The 23,451-nt window shown below is 51.8% G+C and carries 12 protein-coding genes; 7 read left to right on the forward strand and 5 right to left on the reverse strand.

From position 1 onward, the window contains the following. Positions 1-402 precede the first annotated feature (402 nt). Complete coding sequence (locus LZ24_RS18095) at positions 403-672, forward strand: cupin domain-containing protein (protein WP_407923304.1); 270 nt, start codon at positions 403-405, stop codon at positions 670-672. Between the two features lie 136 nt (positions 673-808). Here the strand turns inward: LZ24_RS18095 and LZ24_RS13850 are convergent, their stop codons facing one another. From LZ24_RS13850 to LZ24_RS13865, 5 genes are all read right to left on the reverse strand, one after another. Next, complete coding sequence (locus LZ24_RS13850) at positions 809-5,848, reverse strand: diguanylate cyclase domain-containing protein (protein WP_144686138.1); 5,040 nt, start codon at positions 5,846-5,848, stop codon at positions 809-811. 665 nt (positions 5,849-6,513) lie between these two features. Next, entirely contained in the window at positions 6,514-8,001 is a 1,488-nt protein-coding gene (locus LZ24_RS13855; RefSeq protein WP_144686140.1) for a leucyl aminopeptidase, read from the reverse strand. Between the two features lie 9 nt (positions 8,002-8,010). Further along, entirely contained in the window at positions 8,011-8,994 is a 984-nt protein-coding gene (gene glpX / locus LZ24_RS13860; RefSeq protein ID WP_144686142.1) for a class II fructose-bisphosphatase, read from the reverse strand. 108 nt (positions 8,995-9,102) lie between these two features. Next, positions 9,103-9,342, reverse strand: a complete 240-nt coding sequence (locus tag LZ24_RS17665) for a hypothetical protein (protein ID WP_222427648.1) — start codon at positions 9,340-9,342, stop codon at positions 9,103-9,105. Between the two features lie 65 nt (positions 9,343-9,407). Then, positions 9,408-10,190, reverse strand: a complete 783-nt coding sequence (locus LZ24_RS13865; protein WP_186443158.1) for an alpha/beta hydrolase — start codon at positions 10,188-10,190, stop codon at positions 9,408-9,410. A gap of 110 nt (positions 10,191-10,300) precedes the next feature. Between LZ24_RS13865 and rlmD the strand changes: the two genes are divergently transcribed. The 6 genes from rlmD to LZ24_RS13895 all read left to right on the forward strand — a co-directional run bounded on the left by rlmD (position 10,301) and on the right by LZ24_RS13895 (position 23,323). Next, positions 10,301-11,698, forward strand: coding sequence for a 23S rRNA (uracil(1939)-C(5))-methyltransferase RlmD (gene rlmD / locus LZ24_RS13870; RefSeq protein WP_144686146.1), 1,398 nt, complete (start codon positions 10,301-10,303; stop codon positions 11,696-11,698). A 37-nt stretch (positions 11,699-11,735) separates the two neighbouring features. Then, positions 11,736-13,562, forward strand: a complete 1,827-nt coding sequence (locus LZ24_RS13875) for an ABC-F family ATP-binding cassette domain-containing protein (RefSeq protein WP_144686148.1) — start codon at positions 11,736-11,738, stop codon at positions 13,560-13,562. Between the two features lie 246 nt (positions 13,563-13,808). Beyond that, positions 13,809-15,350: an ATP-binding protein gene (locus LZ24_RS13880; protein WP_144686150.1), complete on the forward strand. Its 1,542-nt coding sequence runs from the start codon at positions 13,809-13,811 to the stop codon at positions 15,348-15,350. A 744-nt stretch (positions 15,351-16,094) separates the two neighbouring features. After that, positions 16,095-16,901: a tetratricopeptide repeat protein gene (locus tag LZ24_RS13885; RefSeq protein ID WP_144686152.1), complete on the forward strand. Its 807-nt coding sequence runs from the start codon at positions 16,095-16,097 to the stop codon at positions 16,899-16,901. After that, a complete protein-coding gene (locus LZ24_RS13890) occupies positions 16,898-21,184 on the forward strand; it encodes a hypothetical protein (protein WP_144686154.1) in 4,287 nt (1,428 codons plus the stop codon). Before LZ24_RS13885 ends, LZ24_RS13890 begins: the two co-directional genes overlap by 4 nt. Positions 21,185-21,265: 81 nt before the next feature. Continuing rightward, entirely contained in the window at positions 21,266-23,323 is a 2,058-nt protein-coding gene (locus LZ24_RS13895; protein WP_144686157.1) for a WD40 repeat domain-containing protein, read from the forward strand. Positions 23,324-23,451: the final 128 nt, after the last annotated feature.

The following is a 23,451-nucleotide window of genomic DNA, read 5'->3' on the forward strand; positions in this document are numbered from 1 at the left end:
GATTAATTTTTCCGATAAGACATCTTTTATTTCTGGGTTTTCCTTCACTATTACGATAGGAAGTTGATTCATATAGATAAGTATTGTTTCCAACTTTTTGCTTCACAATACAAGCCATATCGCCCCCTTTGTAGTAAGATGTTATTATACCTTCAAGGGGGCAAAACTAGCAGTTTTTTAAAATTTTTGAAAATTATTTTTAGCCAAAAACAACAAATAAAAACTTTAATCTCAAAGCCATACATCCAATTTTAGCACTTTGTATAACGTTTGTAGGTGTATAATTTATCGGGAATTTAGGATGTAATTGGAATTGAAGAAGGAAGAAATGAACCGATTAAAGATCTTGATAATGCAAAAAGAGTTGTTCTTGTTGACAAAGATACTGTCGGGGCCGAGGATATAACTTTTGCCTATTGCCGGTTTGAAGCAGAAACATCATCGCATAAGAAGCATATTCATAAAGACGCTGAAGAGATTATCTACATCCTCTCCGGAAAAGGAATTAGCGGAGTTAATGAAACAGAAATCGAAATGAAAAAAGGAGATACGATGTTTGTTCCTCGTGGAGAGATTCATTGGTTTTATAATCCCTTTCCCGAACCTGTTGAAATGTTATTTGCCTATACACGACCATCATTGAAATCAGCGGGGTATAAGATAGTTGAGTAACGATTTCCGCTAACCTTTTTTTGCACCTGACTGGTGTTGCGCTGCGCTTTGCATCGTCAGGTGATAAATGTGTTGTGATAAATCAGTGAAAACCCGATAATCGTTTTCCTCTACGGACACCTCCGCCCACCTTATTTCAGGCAGAAACAACACAGTTCCGGCCCTTTTCCTTGGCACGGTAAAGGGCCGCATCCGCCTGACGCACAAGATTTTCCACCGTGTCATTATCCGATGGCATACAGGTGGCCGTACCTGCACTGATGGTTACCCTGCCTGAAACGGCAGAGCTTTCATGGATGATCCCCATATCCTGTACCGCCTGCCGCAGGTCTTCGGCAATTTTTTTTGCTCCCTTTTCACAGGTATCCGGCAGAATCAGGATAAATTCCTCCCCACCATAGCGCGCAAGGAAATCATCGGGCCTGTGGATCTGTGCCCGCAGGGCCGCAGCCACGCCGATGAGGCAGTCATCGCCTTTCTGGTGACCATAGCTGTCATTGTAATTCTTGAAGAAATCCACGTCACACATAATAATGGTCAAGGGCTTTTTCTGCCGTTTCATGGCGTTCCATGCCTGTTCCAGACAGACATCACAGTGGCGGCGGTTGGCAACCCCCGTAAGACCATCCTGATGGGCCAGATCCCGGAGGCGGCGGTTCAGTTCCTCCAGTTTTTCCGTGCGTTCCGCCACCCGTTCTTCAAGGGTTTTTGAATATTCCTGTACCTGCTCATAGAGCCTTGCATTTTCTATGGAAATGGCGGCCTGAGAACAGAGGGTGGAGAGCAGGGCAATGTGTTTTTCGTGGAAGGCTCCCGTGGTAAGGTTGTTTTCCAGATAGAGAACCCCCAGCAGTTTGGACTGGCGCATAATGGGCAGGCAGAAGATGGAAAGGGGCTGATGGCTGAGGATATAGGCATCACTGGAAAAGTCGTGATCCGTTCTGGCATCGTCCATGACCACATGACGGCAGGACTGGGCCACATACCGGGCCAGACTTAAGGGATAGGAGGAAAGGGCGTCTTTTTTGGGTGTCAGCGTAACAAGGCTGGCATAGCTGCCTTCCTGCCACCGGGTATGGGCATGGGCATCAATGCGAAAGGTGCCACCGGCTTTGGGGGTGAGCAGCAGGGCCGATTCAGCCCCTGCACTTTCCAGCATGGTGGTCATCAGGGTCTGAAGCAGTCTGTCCAGTACGATCTCACCGGAAATGGCCCGTGTGGCCCGGAGTATGGCATCCAGATCCAGCAGTTTTGTATCCGGAAGACTGTCCTTAAGGGGGCTTTTTTTCTCAGGGTATCCGGAAGCGCCGCTTTTTTCAATTTCTGGGAAATGACGTCGGAGTTCAAGGAGCTTGGCCTCTGCTCCCCAGAGCTGGTAGCCCAGCATGGCGTCTTTGATGTGGATGGCGGCATAGGTGATGAAACGTTTTTCCAGCCAGAAACGGGCCGCTGTTTCATTGCACAGGGCCTCGATATTTAAAAAACCGTTTTTTTTCGCATTCCCGGCAGCTTCCTTATAAAAACTCAGGGCGGCATCCCCATTGCCTGAGAGTCTGGCCTTTTCTCCCTGCAGAAGAAGGTGGCGGCAGAGGAAATTTTCAGGGCAGTTTTTTGCCCAGATGCGGTTGTTTTCCGTATAATGGGCGAATTTATCGGCATAATATGGCTGCTGTTCTTCGGGAATCTTCTGAAATTCTGCGGCAATGGCCAGAGCAAAATAAAACCCGTGTTCTGCCATGATGATCATGCCGGGTACGGAGAGCATGACCTTTTCAAAGGCCTCACCGTGAAAGATGGCCTCCTGCCATCTGCCAAAGTATGTGGCGGAAATCAGACGGACAGCATGGTAATAGGCCATGCCCATGGAGTTGTTTTCCTTTTCCATGAAGTCCGTATAATCCTTTTCCTTAAGTATATCCGTATCAAGGCTTTCGGGGCTGTCCGTGCGGGCTGTCAGGTTTGAGATCAGACTGAAGTTCATCTGCACGATAAAAAATACCAGCAGATAATTGGTTTTCTGCGTTATTTCAAGGGAGCTGCGGGCTTCCCCGTAAAGTTCCGGCAGGGGCGGAGACTGGGCAAGGCGCAAAGGAATTTTATTCATGAAAAGAAAAGCCACATGGATAAGATCCCCGGACTCTAAGGCCGCATGGTAGCTTTTTTCCCACAAAGGCTGGCAACTGGCAAAGGGCTCCCGCCAGAACTGTGTATAACAGGAAAAATAAATAAGAAGTTTGCCCCGTATGGCGGGATTTCCCATGGTTTCATTGAGGTCAAGGGCCAGTCTGCCAAAACGCCAGGCGTCCTCATACCTGTGCTGGTCTGTGATGGAATAGCTGTAGGCGGCATAGGCATAGGCGGATATGTCGGAATGCCCGTATTCAAGGCCGATGTTCATCATGGAGGTCATCAGAGAGATCATGCACCAGGGCCTGCGGCTACGGGTCTGATAGGCGGCGGGCAGGGTGTTCATCAGAAGACGCAGTGCCGCTTCCATGCGGGGATTGTCAATGGACGGAAGATCCAGAAGTTCTTCTATGGAACGGCCCTGCATCCCTTCCCTGAAGCGTTTGTCCAGAACCAGCCAGTCTTTGCGGGAAGGATTGGTTTTAAGTACAATGCCCCATTGCTTGAGAATTCCTGTGGTAAGGCCCAGGGCTTCTTCCATGCGGTTGCTGCTGATGTACACCTGAAGCTGGCGTTCATGGACCCGGCTGCGGTCCATTTCATCTTCGGTTTTTTTCAGCATTTCATCAAAGAGCATCCGGGCCTTTTCAAAATCTCCCTGAAAAACATGGCAGTCGGATTGTATCAGCATCAGCTCCAGCCAGAGGGAGGCATCCTGTTCCTGTATGTCTTCCGGAAGCAGGGAGAGACCCGCAGATGCATGGACGGCTGCGGCATCAATGGCATTGACGGATCGGGCCTTGCGTGCGGCTTTCAGGTTCAGACGGGCAAGGTGCAGCCTTTCACTGGCATCCTTTATCAGGGGAATCCCCGCATTGAGGTGGCGGGTGACGTCAAAAAGATTCAGGTTTTTAAATTCAGGATCGCTGTTTTGCATCAGCCTGCCCGTTTCCAGATGGGTGGCAGCCTTGTCTTCTTCGGGAATCAGCCTGTAGGCGGCTTCCTGTACCCGGTCATGGAGAAAACGGTGCTGATTGACGATCAGGGGAGCATCCGTATCATCGGGAGCCGGTTCCGGTTGGGAAAGGGGATGAATCACTCCCATCAGGGCGGCTGGCAGAAGGTCTTTAAAAACCTGAATTCTCGTTTTTTGTGCGATGATGGCAAGGATATCAAGGGTAAAGGTATTGCCGATGCAGGCGGCTCCGGAGAGCAGGTTTCTTGTGGGCAGGGGAAGCTTTTCAAGCCTTGCAACCATGAGATCCACCACATTGCCTGTGATCCCCATGCTCCGTATGCCTTCCATATCCCAGTCCCAGGCCTGCTCCTGGGGGTTGTAGGACAGCTTTTTTTCTTCGTGCAGGGTTTTCAGAAACTGGTTGACAAAAAAGGGATTGCCTCCGGTTTTATCCGAAATCAGATCCGTCAGGCTGATCAGGCTTTTTGCCGGACGGTGAAGGGTGTCTGCTACCATCTGACGGATGTCATCCGTACCGAGTGGGCCCAGAAACATTTGTTTTGCAAGGGGATTTTTTTTCAGGATGGTTTCCATGGCTTTTTTCAGGGGATGGGCCTCGTCCACCTCATTGTCCCTGTAGGCGGCAATGAGAAAAAAATCCTGAACTTCATCATCCGCCCCTATCTGTTCAATGAGGGCTAAGGAGGAAGGGTCTGCCCACTGCAGATCATCCAGAAAAAGGGTGAGGGGCCGGGCCGGTTCACAGCAGGCCATGAGAAACTTTTTAAAAATCAGATGAAAGCGGTTGCTGGCTTCGGCCATTCCCACTTCCGGCACGGGTGGCTGGGGGCCGATGATGTCTTCAAGGTCCGGAAGGCGGTCCACCATAATCTGGCCAAAGGAGCCAAGGGCATGGTCGAGGCGTTTGCGCCGGGCATCCAGTGCTTCCTTTCCCATTCCCAGATACTGTCGCATCAGGCCGGAAAAGGCCTGCACAAGGGCGCTGTAGGGAATGCTGCGGTGGAGCTGATCAAACTTGCCCCTGATGAAATACCCCCAGGACTGGGTGATGGGCTTGTACATTTCCTTTACAAGGGTGCTTTTGCCGCAGCCGGAGTAGCCACCGATGAAAACACTCGCGTTGCCCCCCTGACTGGCCTGCTCAAAGGACTGAACCAGCGTGTCCACTTCCCTGTTCCGGCCATAAAGGCGCTGGGATATCTGAAAACGCTCCATGCCGTCCTTCTGTCCGATTTCAAAATACTCTTCACGCCCTTTGCGGATCTGTTCAAGGCAGGTTTCAAGGTCGAAACGGATACCCGGTATGCTCTGATAACGGTCCTCGGGATTTTTTGCCAGAAGCTTCATGATAATGCGGGAAAGGTTTTTGGGAATATCCGGTCTGTGCTGATGGGGTTCAGGGGGCTGGCGTGCGATATGGCAGTGGATCAGTTCCAGAGGATCTCTGCCTGTGAAGGGAAGGGTACCGCTGAAAAGCTGGTACAGGGTAACGCCCAGCGCATAGTAATCCGTGCGGTAATCCACATCACGGTTCATGCGGCCTGTCTGCTCCGGAGAAATGTAGGCCATGGATCCGGCCTGGGTTTGTGTATGGTGAAAACGGGGAGCTTCACTGGGCAGGATGGTGGCTGTACTGAAATCAATGATTTCCACATGGCCATTTTCCGGATTGCATACAATATGGGTGGGGTTGATATTTTTATGGATGATTTTGGCCCGGTGGATGCGTTCCAGAGCTTCTGTGATGGCTATGGCAAGAAAAAGCCCCTCCCTCAGATCTGTTTTGCCCTGAAGGATGCCATGGTCCAGAGAACGGCCTCCCATATCCTCAAAAACCAGCATGAGCATGTCTTCATGTTTTTCCAGCCTGCACCCACCATAGAGACCATGGAGGCTGAGATGTCTGCCCGTGCTGTGTTCCTGCATATAGCCCACCACATCTTCGGGTGTCCGGGAACGCAGGCATTTGATGATGCAGTTTTTCCCCTTTTTTGTATCAAGGGCCCTGTAAATGGTGGATCGGCTGCTTTCGTGGAGTCTGGCCTGTATGCTGTAAGTGTTTATATTCATAGGAACACCACCCGGTTCATGGGATATGCTGGCAGACCCCTGTCTGATCCCGGTCTTTTCCGCAGGTTTTTATGGTGCGGCGGATATGAAAGGATAGGGCTGAAAGCGGCCATATGATTTCCTTGTTCCGGGATAAAGGTGGGGTGTGTGTGGGAGGTTTGAAAACAGTACTTATTTTATACCTGTTTTTTTTGGGGATTGAAATCTTAAAAAGACAGGTGCTCTGTTTTCAGGTGTTTCAGGCAGTCCTTCAGCCCGGCAGGCGACTGTCACAGCCCATTTTTCCAAGTACCATAGCTGCAAGACAGATGCACAGGCCCCAAGCTATTTGCCCGTGACGCAATCTTATTCGGGAGCTTCTTGCCCTGTGCGGAAGCGGAAAAAACCCCCCGCCACAGGCAGGATAAGCTTTTTTATTACCATGGCAGGCGTTAGTATGCTGCCTTTGTGGCGGGTCAGACAGTTTGCCGCTTCTTTCGCACAGGCCTTCAAAGCTCTGATCCGAAACGATTGCAACGTCACTTGCAAATAGCCACGGAGCCTTGCAACAGTACGAAGCTGCTGCAATTACAGCATTGGCAGTTCAGAATAAACTGTGTTGAATAATTACCAATCGGGTTTTATTTACTTGCCGTCATTGTGGCTGAAAAGCAGTGGCCATCCGATTAAAGATTTCCGTTTTTTTCAAGGTCTGTCAGTAAGTGGTGCAAAAGCCGCACACCAAATCCGCTGCCGCCGGCAGGGCAGCAGGCCGATGCCTTGGACAGATAGGCAGGCCCTGCAATATCAATGTGTGCCCACCTTGTCTCACCCGTAAATTCTTTCAAAAAGAGAGCTGCGGTAATGGCGCCTCCGTTTCTTGTGGTGGATACATTGCGCAGATCCGCAAGTTCACTTTTCAGGAGTTTTTTATAATCTTTGGGCAGGGGCATGGGCCAGCAGCGCTCAAAGGTTTCTTCTCCTGCCCTTGCAAGGGCATGGGCCAGCATGGAATCTTCCGTAAAACCTCCGGCAATTTCATCCCCAAGGGCCACCATGCAGGCTCCAGTGAGGGTGGCCACATCCAGCATAAGATCCGGTTTTTCCACATCCGCAAGCCAGGCAAGGGTGTCTGCGAGAATCAGGCGGCCCTCGGCATCCGTATTCATGACTTCAATGCTTTTACCATTATAGGCCCGGAAAACATCCCCCGGTCTGTAGGCCGTTGCAGATGGCATGTTTTCCACAATGGGAATGGCGGCAATGAAACGGAAGGAGGGGCGTGTGCGGGCAAGGGCAATGGAAGTGGCCACAACAGCCGCAGCTCCTGCCATGTCCATTTTCATGCCTTCCATGCCCGCAGGCGGTTTCAGGTCCAGTCCGCCGGAATCAAAGGTGACACCCTTGCCCACAAGGGCGACGGTTTTATCCGCTGTTTTTTCAGGATGGTAATGAAGGGTCAGCAGGCAGGGCCCGGCATCGCTGCCCTGAGCCACGGCAAGCATGGCACCAAAGCCAAGTTTTTCCAGCTCCTTTTTTCCCATGCGCCGGGTTTCAAGGCCTTCGGATGCCGCTGCTTTTTCAAACATGTCACAAAGGGCTTCGGGCCTTTTGTCATTGGATGGTGTGGAAACCCAGGTCCGGGCCAGATGGGTGGCCGTACATACGGCCTCGACACCGGCAGCCAGTTTTTCTATCCCTGACTGTGCTGTCTTTTCTGCCAGAATGATAATTTTTTCAAGGACCCTGAGTTCACTTTCCTTTTTGTAGGAATCAAAGCGGTAGTTGGCCAGCACAAGGCCTTCAAGTATGGCCTTTACCGTGGTCTCACTCTGCAATGTTTCTTTTGCATCCGGAAGAAAGACAGCAGGGCATTTTTCCTTTGCCTCCATGGCAGCCTTCACAGCCGCAGCTGCTGCCCTGCGGAATTTTTCCGCATCCAGCTCTTCCTTTTTTCCCAGCCCCACCATGATCACACGGGGAAGGGGCATTTCTTCGGGCATGGAAACAAAGTAGATTTTTTCTGCCTTGGCGGCAAATTCCGGCAGGTTTCTGATTTTTTCACAGAGAAGGGCTTTGTTTTCTTCCTTATATAAGGGCATGTCTTCACAGACAAAAAGGATTCCTGTATCCGGTTTTTCTGCCATCTCAGCATAGGGTTGAACAGAAAGCATGGGGTCTCCTTAGCCGTAATTGACAGCGCTGAACTGCTGTAGTTTTTTAAGATTATGGATGGACCGGACATAGCGCATGGTGCCGGTACGTCCCCGGATGACCAGAGAATCCGTGGTGGCGCCGCTGCCCGTGTACCGTACACCGGGAAGGAAGGTGCCACCGGAAATGCCAGTGGCTGCAAAAAAGACATCGTCACTTTTGACCAGATCCCGGACGGAGCGGATTTTTTTCATGTCAATGCCTGCTGCGTGCAGGGCTTCCCTTTCTTCGCTGCTCTGGGGATCAAGGCGGGTAAGCATTTCACCGTTGAGGCCCCGTATGGCACAGGCGGCGAGCACACCCTCTGGCGTCCCCCCCGTTCCCATCATGATATCCACCTCGCAGTCGGGATCAATGGCCATGAGGGCACCGGCAACATCACCGTCCGTATGGAGCTGAATCCTTGCACCTGCTTTACGGATGGATTCTATGAGGGGTTTGTGTCTGGGTTTGTCCAGCACAAAAATAACAAGATCTTCCACATCCTTGCCAAGGGCTCTGGCAATTTTTTCAAGGTTTTCAGGAACCGGAGCATCCAGATCCGCAACATCCCTTGCCGCCTGAGGGACCACCAGCTTCTGCATGTAGAAACTGGGGCCGGGATTGAACATGGTGTCATAGGGAGCCAGACCCACAACGGAGATGGCATTGGGCCTGCCAAAGGCCAGAAGACTTGTTCCTTCCACGGGATCTACGGCCACATCCACCATGGGACCGGTGCCGTTGCCTACGGTTTCTCCGTTATACAGCATGGGGGCTTCGTCCTTTTCCCCTTCACCGATGACAATCCGGCCTTCCACGGGAACGGCGGCAAAGGAAAGACGCATGGCATCCACAGCCGCACGGTCTCCGGATATTTTATCGCCCCGGCCCAGCCAGCGGGCCGAAGCCAGCGCTGCGGATTCCGTGACGCGCATGAGGTCCATGGCAAGGTTGCGCTGGGGTATTTCCATGGTGCTTCCTTTCTTTCTGAGTAATTGTTCAGCACAATTTTTCTTCGTTAAATCGAAAGCCTTTAATCAGGTGCATAGACAACCGGACCATTTGTTCGTGACGCAATCTTATTCGGGAGCTTCTTGCCCTGTGCGGAAGCGGCAAAAACTCGCCGCCACAGGCAGGATACGCTTTTTGATTACCATGGCAGGCCTTTGTACGCTGCCTTGTGGCGGCTCAGACAGTTTGCCGCTTCTTTCGCACAGGCCTTCAAAGCTCTGATCCGAAACGATTGCAATGTCACTCACAAACAGCCCGATTGTCTTTTGCAGGAACCAGTACTTTGAAAATAATACACAATCTTGCATATAAAAATGTGCTTAATAATTACGTTTCTGAATGGATTTTCTGGTGTCCTGCCGGGTGTACCGGCTCACATACCGCAGGTTCTGGCCTTGAGGGTCAGTTTTTCCTCAAAGAAATCAAAGGCTCTTTTCAGAAGGATTTTCTGATGCCCCGGATGGCTGATGCGGTGGTCGCCCCCTTCAAAGGCAATAAAGCGTTTGGGTTCTGCCGCCAGCTCATATACCATATGACCTTCTTCCACGGGCACCACCCTGTCTTCGGTGCCATGAACCACAAAGACATTGCGTATGGCAGGTATGCGTTCGGTCAGGTCAAAATTCAGATTCTCGGTAAAAAAAGATTCCGGGAGTCCGCTTTCTTCCAGAATGGCAGCCATGTCAGCGGGATCCTGCTGGGTCAGTACCCGGCCCTTGATCAGGGGGGCTACAAGGAAGGTGGCTGCAGGCCTTATGGCAGACCATGCCCCTATGCAGGTGGCAGCCCCCATGCTGCTCCCAAAAAGTCCGAAGGGTCTTCCAAGGTCTTTGCGCTGGGAAAGCATTTCCCAGGCCGCCACCATGTCTTCCACACGGGTGTCAAGGCTGGTTTCCCCAAGGCTGCCTTCGGAATCTCCGGAACCCCTGTGGTGAAAACGGAAGAAGCCCACACCGCAGGCAAGCAGCTGTCTGGCAAGGTCCACCTGCTTGGCGGAGTCCGCATCACTCAAAAGGCCGTGGGAGCCGATGACAATGGGCGGGTTTTTGGCATCGGGCAGGTGAAGAAAGCCGGAAAGGGAAAAAGTGCCGGAAGTAAAGCGAAGGGCTTCACCCTGTTTTTGGTCTGCTGTCTGGTTTTGAGATGTTTCTTGCATGATTTCCTCGTTGGGGTCATTCTTGTATGCTTGATTTTCCATCGAACAAAAGACTATATAAAAAACTTTTTGCTTTGTCACTTCCCAGAACCTTAAACAATGGATTCCATATGAGCGATATCAGAAAAAGACAGGAAATAGAACTGGATGTTACGGACATGGCCTTCGGGGGCAGGGGACTGGCCCGGATTGACGGTCTGGCCGTTTTTGTGGATGACGCTGTAGCCGGGGACAGGGTAAGGGCCAGAATTTTCAAAAAGAAAAAGCGCCATGCAGAGGCAAGAACCCTGGAAGTGCTTTCACCCTCTTCAGACAGGGTTACTCCCCTGTGTATTTACGCAGCCCATTGCGGTGGATGTAAATGGCAGCATCTGAGCTATGAAAAACAGCTTTTTTATAAAACCCTTCAGGTGGGTGAGGCCCTTGAGCACATCGGGGGCATTGAAGGGGTGCCTGTTCTTCCTGCGCTGGCTTCCCCAAGGGCCTTCCACTACAGAAACAAGATGGAGTTCACCTGCACGGACAGCCGCTGGCTTCTGCCCGAAGAGCTTGCCAACCCGGATGTGATAAAGGATGCGGCAATCGGGCTGCATGTTCCCGGAGCCTTTGACCGGGTGCTGGATATCCATGAATGTCACATTCAGCCGGAGATGGCCAGTCCGCTTCTGAATTTTATCCGGGAGGAAATCCTTGCATCCGGCCTTCCCATGTACGGTTTGAGAAGCCATGAGGGCTTCTGGCGTTTTGTCATGCTGCGCCACAGTCTGGCCGATGATGTTTTTATGGTGAACCTTGTCACAAAGGAAGCGGATGAAAGTATTCTGAAACCCATGGCAGAACGTATCCGGCAGGCTTTTCCGAAAGTGTGCAGCGTTGTGAAAAATGTCACCCGCCGCAAAGCCGGGGTGGCCATTGGTGAAGAAGAGGTTCTTTTATCCGGAGAACCGGCCATTTACGATGCCATCGGTTCCTTCCGCTTTAAGATTTCAGCCAACTCATTTTTCCAGACCAACACGGCAGGGGCTGAAAAACTCTACGGCAAGGTGGCCGAATATGCCGACCTGCAGGGCGGAGAAAAGGTGCTGGATCTGTATTCCGGCACAGGCACCATTCCCATTTTTCTTTCGGAAAAAGCCTCGGAAATCACAGGCATTGAGATCGTGGAAAGTGCCGTGGCCGATGCAAGGGAAAACTGCCTTGAAAACGGTGTGGAAAACTGCCGCTTTCTTCTGGGCGACATGAAAGACGTGCTCCCTGCTCTGGACATACAGCCCGATGTCATTATTATTGATCCCCCCAGAGCCGGGATGCATCCGGATGTGGTCAGCCGTATTCTGGCGCTGGCACCGGAGCGCATGGTGTATGTGTCCTGCAATCCGGCCACCATGGCAAGGGATCTTGCCATGATGCATAAGGACTACGAAGTGCTTGAGGTGCAGCCTGTGGATATGTTTCCCCACACCTTTCACATTGAGGCCGTGGCAAAGCTCAGGCGGAGGCAGGGCTGAACTTTATTGATGAAACAGGGCTTTTAAGGAATATTTTATGGCAGCATTGCTTACGTGGAAGGGGCTTTCCAAGAGTTATGGGGAGCAGTTACTTTTTGAAGACCTCCAGATTTCTGTGGCAGAGGGAGAGCGTCTGGGACTGATCGGCCCCAATGGTTCCGGCAAGAGTACCCTGCTGAGGATTATGGGGGGTGTCACGGGTCCGGATTCAGGGGATTGCCTGATGCAAAAGGGCCTGAAAATGGCTTTTCTTTCCCAGGAGGACCGCTTTGATGAGGGGCTTACCATCAGGGAGGTACTGGAAGAAGCCGCCGCCGCAGGACCTGAAGATCCTGAGGCCTATGGCCGCATCCGGCGCATCATGGGAGAAGCCGGATTTCCTGATGCTGATGCCAGAGTTTCCACCCTTTCCGGAGGATGGCGCAAGCGCCTTGCCATTGTCAGTGAGCTGGTGAGGCTTCCGGAGCTGCTGCTTTTGGATGAGCCCACCAACCATCTGGATGTGGAAGGTATTCTCTGGCTGGAAGAGCGTTTGAGATCTGCGGATTTTGCCTTTATTGCTGTTTCCCATGACCGCCGTTTTCTGGACAGGGTCTGCCAGCGGATTGTGGAGCTGGGCCGGTATTATCCCGAGGGCTTTTTTTCCGCCGTTGGTGGGTATGAGCGTTTTTGTGAGCTGAGAAATCTTTTTCTTGAGCAGCAGGAAGAACGGGAAGCAAGGCTTGAAAACCGTATGCGCAGGGAAGCAGAATGGCTGAGGCGTATGCCCAAGGCCAGAACCACCAAGGCCCAGTACCGCATTGATGCGGCAGGCAGGCTGGAAGATGAGCTGGCTGCCGTGCGTTACCGGAACCGTCAGCAGACCCGCGTTAATATCGGCTTTGACAGCACCAGCCGGAAGAGCAGAAAACTTGTGGAAGTGCTGAATCTTGGGGGCCGGGTGGAAGGCAGGGATCTTTTTTCCCATATCTCCCTTGTGCTTTCTCCGGGTATGCGTCTAGGGCTTGCTGGAAGAAACGGCGCAGGGAAATCCACCTTCATGCGTATGCTGGCCGGAGAGCTGCGGCCGGACAGCGGAGAAGTCCGGTGGGCAGAGGGGCTTTCCGTTGTGTATTTTGATCAGGCCAGAGAAAATCTGGATCCGGATATTTCCCTGAAACAGGCCCTCTGTCCGGACGGGGACAGTGTCATGTATCAGGGTCGCAACTACCATGTGGCAGGGTGGGCCGCAAGATTCCTTTTCAGTGCGGACCAGCTGCATCAGCCTGTGGCTAAACTTTCCGGCGGAGAAAAAGCCAGAATTCTCCTTGCCAATCTCATGCGCCGTCCTGCCGATGTTCTGCTTCTGGATGAGCCCACCAATGATCTGGATATTCCATCCCTTGAGGTGCTGGAAGACAGCCTGCAGGAATTTCCCGGAGCCGTGGTTCTTGTTTCCCATGACCGCTATCTGATGGATACGGTCTGCCAGCGGGTGCTGGGATTTGATGGTGAAGGCAATACCGGGCTTTTTGCCACCATGGACCAGTGGCTGACGGATCTGAAGGCGAAGGAAAATCCTAAGGAGAAAAAAAACGGGGAAAAGCCCGCAAAAAAAGAAAAAAAGAAAAACAGCGGCAAGCTTTCCTATAAGCTGCAACTGGAGCTGGACGGTATGGAAGAGAAGATCCTTGGGGCTGAGGCAGATCTTGAGGATTGCAATAAGCGTATGCTGGCTCCTGAGGTGCAGGCGGATGCGGAAGTTCTGCAGGTTTTATGCGCAGAGCTTGAAGAGACAGGCCGCAGGGTAGAGGCCCTTTATGCCCGGTGGGAAGAACTGGAAGCCCTGCGGGAGGAGGCCGAAGGTCGGGGAAGTTCCGGGTGAGGGCTTTGACCGGACAGAAAGGGGCGACGTATCGAAGCTTTCGCCCAGAGACTCCGGTGTGGCTTTAAGTGCTTGGTTTTATCTGATATATGCATGGCCAGGTTGGCGAAGGGCCTGTTTGACAGCTCCGTGACAGTCCAATATAATCGGGTCATAGTTATCTCAGGGGGAATATGCGGTCAGAGCCGGGGTAATCAATTTCCGGCCCCATTGAATCTGAAGCAGCCTTAAAAAAATGGTGGAAAAATGAAAAAACTGCCCATAGGGATATCCAACTTAAAAGAAATTGCAGAAAATAATTATAGTTATGCAGATAAAACAAAATACATTAAACAGCTTGCAGACAATGGAAAATACTATTTTCTTTCACGGCCAAGAAGGTTTGGGAAAAGTCTTTTTGCAGATACCTTAAGGGAAGCATTTCTGGGTAACAAAGATCTTTTTAAAGGTCTTTATCTTGAAAAAAACTGGGACTGGTCGCAAAGGTATCCGGTAATTTTTTTAAGTTTCGGCGGTGGAGTAATCAAAAGCAGAAAAGAACTTGATGAAAAAGTGGAAGAAATTATTAATGAATATTTTAAAGTGTACGGAATTAAACCGGAAAATAATTCTCTTTCAGGAAAGTTCAGAGAACTTATTTTAAGAACTGAAGAAAAATTCAGTAAAAGAGTCGTAATTATAGTTGATGAATACGATAAGCCGATTTTAGATAATATTACAGATAAGGACAAGGCCCTTGACGTAAGGGAAGGCCTGAAAAATATCTATTCCGTAATAAAAGACAGTGATGCTTTTGTGCAATTTGCTTTTTTAACGGGTGTAAGTAAATTTTCAAAGGTAAGTCTTTTTTCAGGGCTTAATAATCTGCAGGATATCACCCTTGATAAAAGATATTCAGATATATGCGGATATACGGAACAGGAGCTTGAAACAGTATTTCAGGAAAGGCTTGAAGGCTTAAACAGAGAAGGTATAAAAAAGTGGTATAATGGTTATAATTTTTCAGGAACATCTGTATATAATCCATTTGATATACTTCTGTTTCTGGATACAAAAGAGTTTAACAACTTCTGGTTTGAAACAGCAACGCCTGCCTTTTTAATAGAAATTTTAAAAGAAAAGAAATATCTGATACCCAACCTTGAAAAACTCTATGCAACAGAAGCTCTCCTTGGAAGTTTTGACATCGACTTTATTGAGCTTGAAACAATTTTATTCCAGACAGGATACCTGACAATAAAGGATTCTTATTACCTTGGTTCAAGAAAAATGTATGAGCTTTCATTTCCAAATCATGAAGTAAAAATGAGTTTAACAGAATTTATACTTGGATATTTTATAAGCAGTCCAAAAATCCAGATAGATTCGGGAATGAAGCTTTACAGACTGATTGAAGCAAATAAAATAGATGAACTAAAAGAGCTTTTTTATGCTTTTTTTGCATCAATCCCCCATGACTGGTACAGGAAAAATGAGCTTTCAGGATATGAGGGCTACTATGCATCAATATTTTATTGCTACTTTACTTCCATCGGCCTTGATGTAAGGGCTGAAGATACAAGCAATCAGGGCAGACTGGATATGAGTGTGAGGTTTGAAGACAGGGTGTATATTTTTGAGTTTAAGGTAATAAGGCTTTCACAGAATAAGCAGTCAGCACTTGGCCAGATAAAAGAAAAAAAATATTTTGAAAAATTTATTTCAGATTGTAAGGAAATTTATCTTGTCGGGGTTGAATTTGACAGTGAAAACAGAAGTATAACCTGTTTTGAATGGGAAAAGGTTTGAACTGGCAGTTTTTTGTTGAAATTCGGAAAGAGTATCCGTGCGGGACTGGAAGATTTTAAAGGCAGCCGCCCAAAACCCCCTCGTGTCAGGGCAGCCATGGATGACCGTCCTGACACCTGTTAAGGAATGTTTTTCTGAAGCGCTTCATAAAGCCAATTTTATCTGTTATCAGATGAAGAAGATAAAATTTCCATACTCCCGGACTGCGGAATGGTGAATGTCCTTCACAGAAAGTGTTGTGGGAGAAGAGGCTGTGGCGGGAGTATTGCTGGCTGCCATCCGCTCAAGGTCTTCAGGCTTGTGAACAGGGTACCTGCACCGGGATTGATCTTTCCAGTGATACTTTGTTTATTTCTGGATTTTCCTTTACCATTATGATAGTATTCTTATTTATAAATATAAGTATTGTTTCCAGCTTTTTGCATTCATAATGCAAGTCATGCTCCTCCCTCCCCCTTTTTTCATAGTATGATATTATTGTACCTTCAAGATGTCAAAAAATAACTTGTTCATATTTTTAGAAAATTGATTTTCAGCAAAATGCAGAGATAATTCTATAATTCTTTCTGCTTTAAGTGCTACGCCAGAGATAAGCGCATTGTGAAGCCCTGCAGGTATACAAGCAGGCCGGGAATAGAGAGGTCCATTTTTCTGCCAGTAGTGGCGGTGCTGCCCCGCAACCGGGATTCGGAGGAGGGTGCGATGATATCTGGAAGGGTTCGTCTCATGGTACGGGAGATATTTATGTCTTTTCGGGTTCTTGGGAACTGGAAAGTGCTGCAGGCGGCCTGGGTACTCGCGCTGGTCATGATGTTGTTGGTTTCTTCCTGGTTTCCATGGACCCCATTGGCCTCAGCCGGGGAACGTCTTTTTCCCGATGAGGCGATGCTGCTGGCCATGATCGAAAAAGAGCCCTCACCGTGCCTCTATGCCGAGCTGGCCGAGGTTCGGGGCCGCCATGCGGCGAGCTGTTATGGTCGGTGGCTGGAGTCCGGCCAAATTTCTGATCTCCAAAAGGCGATCTATTATGCTGCTTCGGCGGCGGAGCTGCGGCCTGACTGGGATCAGCCCCGGGTGCTGCTGGCGATGATCTATGCGGAATTTTCAGGAGATCGGGAAACCCTGGAGATGGCCACTGAACTGCTTATCGAGGCGGTTGATATCAACCCGGCCAATGGCCCGGCTCAGCTGATGCTGGCTCAAATATTGATGAAGCAGGGCCGTTTCTGGTCCGCCATTGAGCAGTATGACAGTCTGTTTGTTAAGAGTCCGGCGATGATTACGCCGGTGAACACTGCCCCTCTGGCGCTCTGTTACATTCTGGACGGCCGGATTCAGGCCGGGATTCTCCATTTTGACAGGCTTGCTGCTGAACACCCGGATCATCCTGCGGTGGCCGTCGGCCAGGCCGTGCTGCTCAGGCATGGGGACCAGGTGGAGCGGGCCAGAAATATTCTGACCGGTCTGGCTTCCTCCACCGCCGCCGGACCGGAATTGCGCCGGTATGCCGGTGACCTGCTCGCCGCCTGGGATCGGGAGGAGATGGAATGAAAATGAAGATACCCCGATTCCTGTCTGCCGGACGGCTTTGCTGGCTGCTCGCCGCATTGGTGCTCATTCCCGGATGCTTGGCCGTAGCCGCAGACTTCAGCGATCTTGACGAAGTGCTGCGTACCTTTGCCGATTCACGCCAGACCCGTGATGTCAAATACCACGGGAGAGCAGCCGATCAGAAGGCCTTTGCGGATACCCTGGAGAACAGGGTTTACAGGCCTGCGGACCGGCAGGTGATCCGGCATGTGGAAGCTTTGCCCGAATATCAGGGTAAGCGGGTGATCACCCATGATTTCCGTACCCCCGGCGTTCAGGGTGGGGCGGTCAATACTGACCGCGATGTCCGGGTGCTGGTGGAAGTCGAGCCCAGCCGCTGGATAGAGGTTCCCACCCGGAAATGGGAGGATGTTTATTATCGGGAATTCGCCCAGCGTACCCGCTATACCGGCGATCTGAACGACCCTGTGACCCTGCGGCAGCATGCGGCCCGCTACCGCCAGATGGCCACAGACCGCTTCCATGTGGAAGCGAGCCATGACTACTCCGACCAGACCCGCACCCTGACCTATGAACCCGACGGCCGGGGCGGATTCAAGCGAAAAATGGCTGCGGATTCTGACATCCGGGTACAGGACGGCGGACGGGGGCGGCTGAAGGTCGAATCGACCCCCAGTGTGGTACGGGCCAAGGCCGGCAAGGGGCTTCTGATCAATCCCGAAAGCATGTCGCAGATGTATTTCCAGAAAAGCTGGGCCGAGTTGGAAATTGCGCAAGGTATCGAGACCCGGCTCAAAAACCCTTCGCTCTTCCCCGCCGAACGCCTGCGGCTTGATAATCTGCGTCAGATGCACACTGCCGAGGGCCTTGCTCAGATGAAAAAGGGTGTGGAGACGCTGGAAACGCTGCGATCCTCCTACCAGAACCAGGGCTACCGGGTCGGGGAGCTGCCGAAGAATTTCCGTCAGGCCTCGGAGATTGTCAAGGGGGTGACGGGTACCAGCCGGACCGATGTGGATGCTGTTACGCGCAATCTCCAGGAACACGGCTTCCGCTCACCGACCGAGTTTGCCGAAAACCTGCGGGGCCAGACCGAATCTCTCAAATTTGCCCAAAAATCCGCGCCGCCTCCCGCACCTTCCACACGCCTGCAGACCGCTGGCCGGGTTGCGGGCTGGGCCGGCAACCTTATCTCCATCGAGCAGCGGCTCAACGAGGCCCGGCAGGGCAGTCACCTCTTCTGGAACTTCGAGCAGGGGGACTCCGATCTCGCCATTGCTGCAAAGAGTGCCATGGTCGCCACTGCCGAGCTGATTCCCCTCCCGATCATTGATGCCATGGAACGTGGCTGGCGGGTCGATGAGCGGGCCAAAGCCTATATTGAGGATATGGTCAGGCGCGGGGAGAGCGGCTGGGAGACGGATCCGGCCTTTGTCATGTTCGCCGTTGCTTCCACGATTACTGCGGAAACCATCTCCGCAATGACCTTGGATCCACTGGTAGCCGGGGGGCAGATGGTGGTGGAGGCTTTCCGGCTGGGGAGGGATGTAAGCAATAACTTTATCGCTGACTTCTCCCACGCCGAACAGCAGCGCCTGCAGCGTGAGATGAGGAAGGCAGCCCATGACCGGTCCGAAGCCTTTGATCTCGGTGGCTTGTACGGTCGGCGCGGTGGCTTGGAGGGCGGCCCTTTGGCCGGTAAGGTCGAAGTGGGCGAGACCATCGCCTTTGTGGTACAGAAAGACGCGCGCTGGACCAGCGATTATTTTGTGCGATGGGAGCTTGCCATCCCCGGCGGCCGACCCGCTGTCATTGTCCGCGGTCTGGGTGCGGATGCTCCCGATGCCGCTGGCGTGAGCTTCACCATAGCCGAAGGTTTTTCACCCGGCCTGTATACCGTCACCATCCGTATTTTCGAGCGAGACAGTGGCCTGCAGGTCGATTTTCGGGAGGCGACATTCACGGTTTCGGACAGGATTGGCATCGGCGCCATCACCGCCAGCAAGAACCATTTTATTTCTCAAGGTGGTCTGCCGCTGTTTGCAGCCGACAGCGAGGGGCAGTCGCTGCCAACAGAGCCCGGCGACATTCTGGCCTTTACCGTGGCACGGATTGGCCACTGGACGGACCAGCATCAGGTGGTGTGGTCGGTCGGTGGCGAGAATTACAAAATTGTTCCCGGCTCGGATCCCAATGCCCACCTGCTGCGTTTCGATTCCACCGGCATGGATCCGCGGAAATACCGGGTGGCTGTCGCCTTGTACTCTGAAACCCAAAAACGGCTTGCCTATCAGGATGTTAAACTAAGGCTTGGCCCGCCCTTAACCCGTCCCGCAGCCTTTGAAATAAACGCCCGGCTAAACGATTATGATGGGCCGCCTTTGACCCGTTCGGTGCAGAACGGTGATATCCTCGCCTTTAAGTCCGAGATAAGCTTTCCTGAAGGAATACAGGAGATGTCCGGGCTGGTCTGGCAGCTTTATGATGCCAATGGCGAGCCGGTTTACGGGTTGGGGAAAGAGGAATATCTGCTGGCAGCTGGCGAGACCCGAGAAACCCGGTTCCGGTTCCTTCTGGAGGATCTGCCGGAGGGTAGCTATGTGCTGGGGCTGTTCCATAACTACCTCTCGCACCCGGAGATGAAAAGCAGGGCCACCTTTGCCTTTGAGGTATCCCAGTCGGTCAAGATAGACAACTTGCTTGTTACCCCCAGTCAGGAGAAACAAAAGCATCATCCGTTTCTCACCCCAGATGATGATGCCTTGATATACGCCTATTTCAGCCTGGGGCGGGAGCTGGAGCAGGCTACCGTGAAGCTTTCGGCTATCTTGAAGCAGAGCGGTGAGACCATCGAGAGTGTTTCGGTGGAAAGACCACGCTCCGGCGAAAAGCCGCCTTATCGGGTAGGATTGATGGTACCGAAAGAACTTTTGCCTGTCGGGCAGGAAATTGTAGCCCGGGCGGAGATACTCTCGCCCGATGGCAAACGGCATAGCGCCGAGGTGAGCTTCCAGAAAGAGCCATACCGGCTGGGGCATAATCTGCCGGAGAGCCTGAACTCCGGAGAGAACCGGCAATTTACGGTGCAGGTGCCATCAAGCTTTGTAAAACCCTTGCGGGTAGAGATGCGTGCCACCGGCGAGGGCTTCAGCCTTGGACACCGGCCGGGCGAGCTGGCGGGGACGTTGGGGGGAGTAGCGACAAGAGAGGCGAGGGTCGGCTTCCTTGAGATAAAGATAAGCGACGCAGACGGCAGGACTGCCGAGACCAGGGCAAGGATATTGATAAACCCGAGGCCGGTTGCAACGCCTCGCGCCGCAAGTCCCACCCCATCTCGACAACAAACCCCAGCCCCGAGGGTAAGCACTCCCCCTGCACCCCCGAGGACGGTAGTTGCCCAGGGTGCAGGTGCCGGGGCCCCTGGTGTTAGCGAGTCATGGGCGGAACGGGGCAGAGCGCGTGCAGAACAGTTTATTGATGAATTCCTGCAGATAGCCTACTCCCGTCATCCCCGAGCAGCCCAGCTTGTACCTGTTGTTAAATCTGAACTTTTGGCACAGATGCAAGCGAGCAGCCAAAAAGGTGATGGCCCATTGTATATGCGTTTTGATTCATGGGGATCAACTCGTGACGAATATGAATTCCTCAGAATTAGAGCTTCGATGGCAGCCGCCTTGGTCAATGTCAATATTGAGATTATCATGAACAGTAATGCAGGGCTTTTGCCACAGAATATTCGCTGGGCTGAGGATATAGGCCGGGCAGTAGGTGAGCTTGAGAGAAATACAAGCTTCAGGCTTGATCGATTTCCGCCTGCTCTGAACAGTGTGATTAATAGGCAGTCCGCCAGGATTAGCAGCCAAAGCCAACGAGCTATCCTTGGTGCTTTACAGTATAACGACCCGCGAGCTAGATACACTGACAGTATAAGCTCATGGGATGGTAGAGTAGAGCAGGGCAAGCCGGTAGCAGGCAGCGGGCGATTCACCCAGCGGCAGGTATTAAGAGCTGCGCCGGTATCGGTGTCCGCCGCCGGTTATTTCTATGACCCGGATTTGGTGCCGGTTATTGTAGAGGGGGAAACCTATTATCTCAGCCCGCAGGATCGTAACCGGCTGGACACGATGCGAAGGACAGCGACACTGCTCCGGCTGAGCAGCTCCCGGAACCACCAGCTGGACGGCAGCCATGAGAGGTTTGATAGAGATATCCTGCCCGCCATGTTTCGGGTCAACTTCAACCCCAGCGAAAGAGAGGTAGTGGCAGGTTATGTAAGAAGATAGCCCTTACTTGCATCATCGTTAATTTTACCTGGCCAGTATGTAAACGCTCCTGACTACTATCTGCCGGGGTAAGGAGGAAAAATGATCACATCACTTACACGGATTATCTTTGTTGTCCTGTTTATTGGAGTTACTGCCTGTCAGTCTTCTAAAACCGGCTCCCCTGTGAAGCAGCAGCCTGCTCAAACGCCACCCACAATGTCACAACAGTCGCAGTCATATGAGCAGGCGCAGACTGGGGTGCAAAAATCAGAGACAGGGGTGGGTTCCAAAGGTGTACGGTCTGTAGCTCCAGAAATTGCTCCTGATGAGCGTCTTGCCGCTTTTTCGCATGAGAGCAGCAATATACTTTATTGGGATTCAGATAGCCAGCATCAATCCTGGGGGGCTACACGTATCAGCTTCTGGCCTGGGGGTAATGTGTTCTTCAGCCGGGAAAGACTGCTCAATTACGTCCGGGTCTGGGATGCTGCCAGAAAAAAAGAGATTGGCCGGCTGGAGGGACTCACCATAAAAACATCGACCTCAACCTCCGCTATGGCGGTCTCGCTGGACGGAGCCGTGCTGGCGTCGGCTGGTGATGATGAAATTATGCTGTGGCAGGCTCCTCTGGGGCCAAAAATTACAACGATTCCGGAATCGGCTACGGATCTGGCATTTTACGGCGCCACCGGAGAATGGTTGTTGAGTGTAAAGGGCAACCAGATTACTTTATGGCACATTCAGGACGATCAGGTTCTCCGGCATACCGTGAAGACCGTTAAGCCACGTTTGAGGCGTAACGAAACAGTCCGCACTTCCAGCCTCAATGTCACACCACCTTCTTTGGATAATGCATTGCTGTATGCCTTGGTTTCAACTCGCTACAGAAATTCTCACAGTGTTTCCCTGAAAACCTGGCAACTGCCTTCATTTCAGGAGGGACCGTTCACAGTAGAAAATGTGAAACAGGCAGCCCTTTCTCCAGACGGAAAATATTTGGCGGTTATCCGCAGTACAGGCGAAGATCTCAACCAGATTGAAATCCTTGATCCCCAGAACGGGCAGGTCTGGGATACTTTTCGGCCGGAGACATCTTTGCAGCCCAGAACCCTTTCGTTTTCAAACGATAGCCGCATACTGATGGTGGGCCATTATGGACAGCAGAAATCAAGAATCAGCGTCTGGGATATTGGGTCACGCCTGCCCATTATGGTGATTTCTCCCACCCTCAGCCCCCCTGCGACAACACCTGATGGCAAGCCGGTTTTCGATCCCGGCCGACGATGGCCTGGGCCAGTTGTCGTATCTTTTTCTCACAATAACAAATGGATGGCAATTGGAGGGGGGTCCATGCCCCTTGATCTTGTACCTGTCACCTGGAAAACAGTTCGCGAACAACGCGTAGCTGACCGGCTCCGGGAGGGGCGTGAACTGCTCAGGCTCGGTTTTGCTGAGCAGGGTTTGGAAAAACTCAAGGCTGTTATTGCCGAAGATCCCTATCATAACCCCTTTATCGAAAATGACCTGCTCTATGGTGAACTGACGGATGAACTTAGCCCCCGCTACCTCGGGAAACTGCTGCTCTATCATGCTGAACAACTGCTTGCTCTGGATGAGCCGGAAGATCAGGTGACTTCCTATACCCATGCTGTCCTGCTTTACCGGCAGTTTGGGGCGCTGGCGGCGCGTAGCGGTCAGCCGCATATTGCTGCGGCCACGCTTGCCCGCATGCACCAGCTCATTGAAAGCGATTCTCCTCGGGCACTGCTCCATGATATTAACAGTAAATTTGCTTTAATGCTCGAAACGCAACTGAAGGTCCTGACCGAAGGGCCGGAGTCGGCTTACCTGCATCTGCTCCAGCAGGGAGGCTGGATTGTGGATGATCAGCGCTGGATTGTCTCGGATATACTGAGCAACCCAGATCTCTGGGCACCGCTTTATCAGGATCGCGCTAAACTGGCCTATTTTCTCAGGCTGGATGAGAAAGATCTTCCACGACCAGCGGCAAGTCCGATAATAGCTCAACCCTATCCCGACCTCACGGGCAAGATAAGAGAAGCGGTGGCAGCTCCGCCGGAACTTCAGGGAGGTGAGGTCCCATTGCTGGAGCAGGTCAGGGAGACGTCCCCACCCAGGGGCCGGATTCTGGATTAGGAGGAGGTTATGAGAAATACCCGAATCCTGGTTATATTTTATTTTGCTGGCGGTATCTGCCTGGGTGACAATTTTGCCAGTGAGGCCCGGTATCTTTTTGCCAATGGCAAGCGGGTGGTTGACAGCAC

Origin of the sequence: Desulfobotulus alkaliphilus (genome assembly GCF_007830435.1) — a bacterium.
In the GTDB taxonomy this organism is placed as follows: Bacteria; Desulfobacterota; Desulfobacteria; order Desulfobacterales; family ASO4-4; genus Desulfobotulus; species Desulfobotulus alkaliphilus.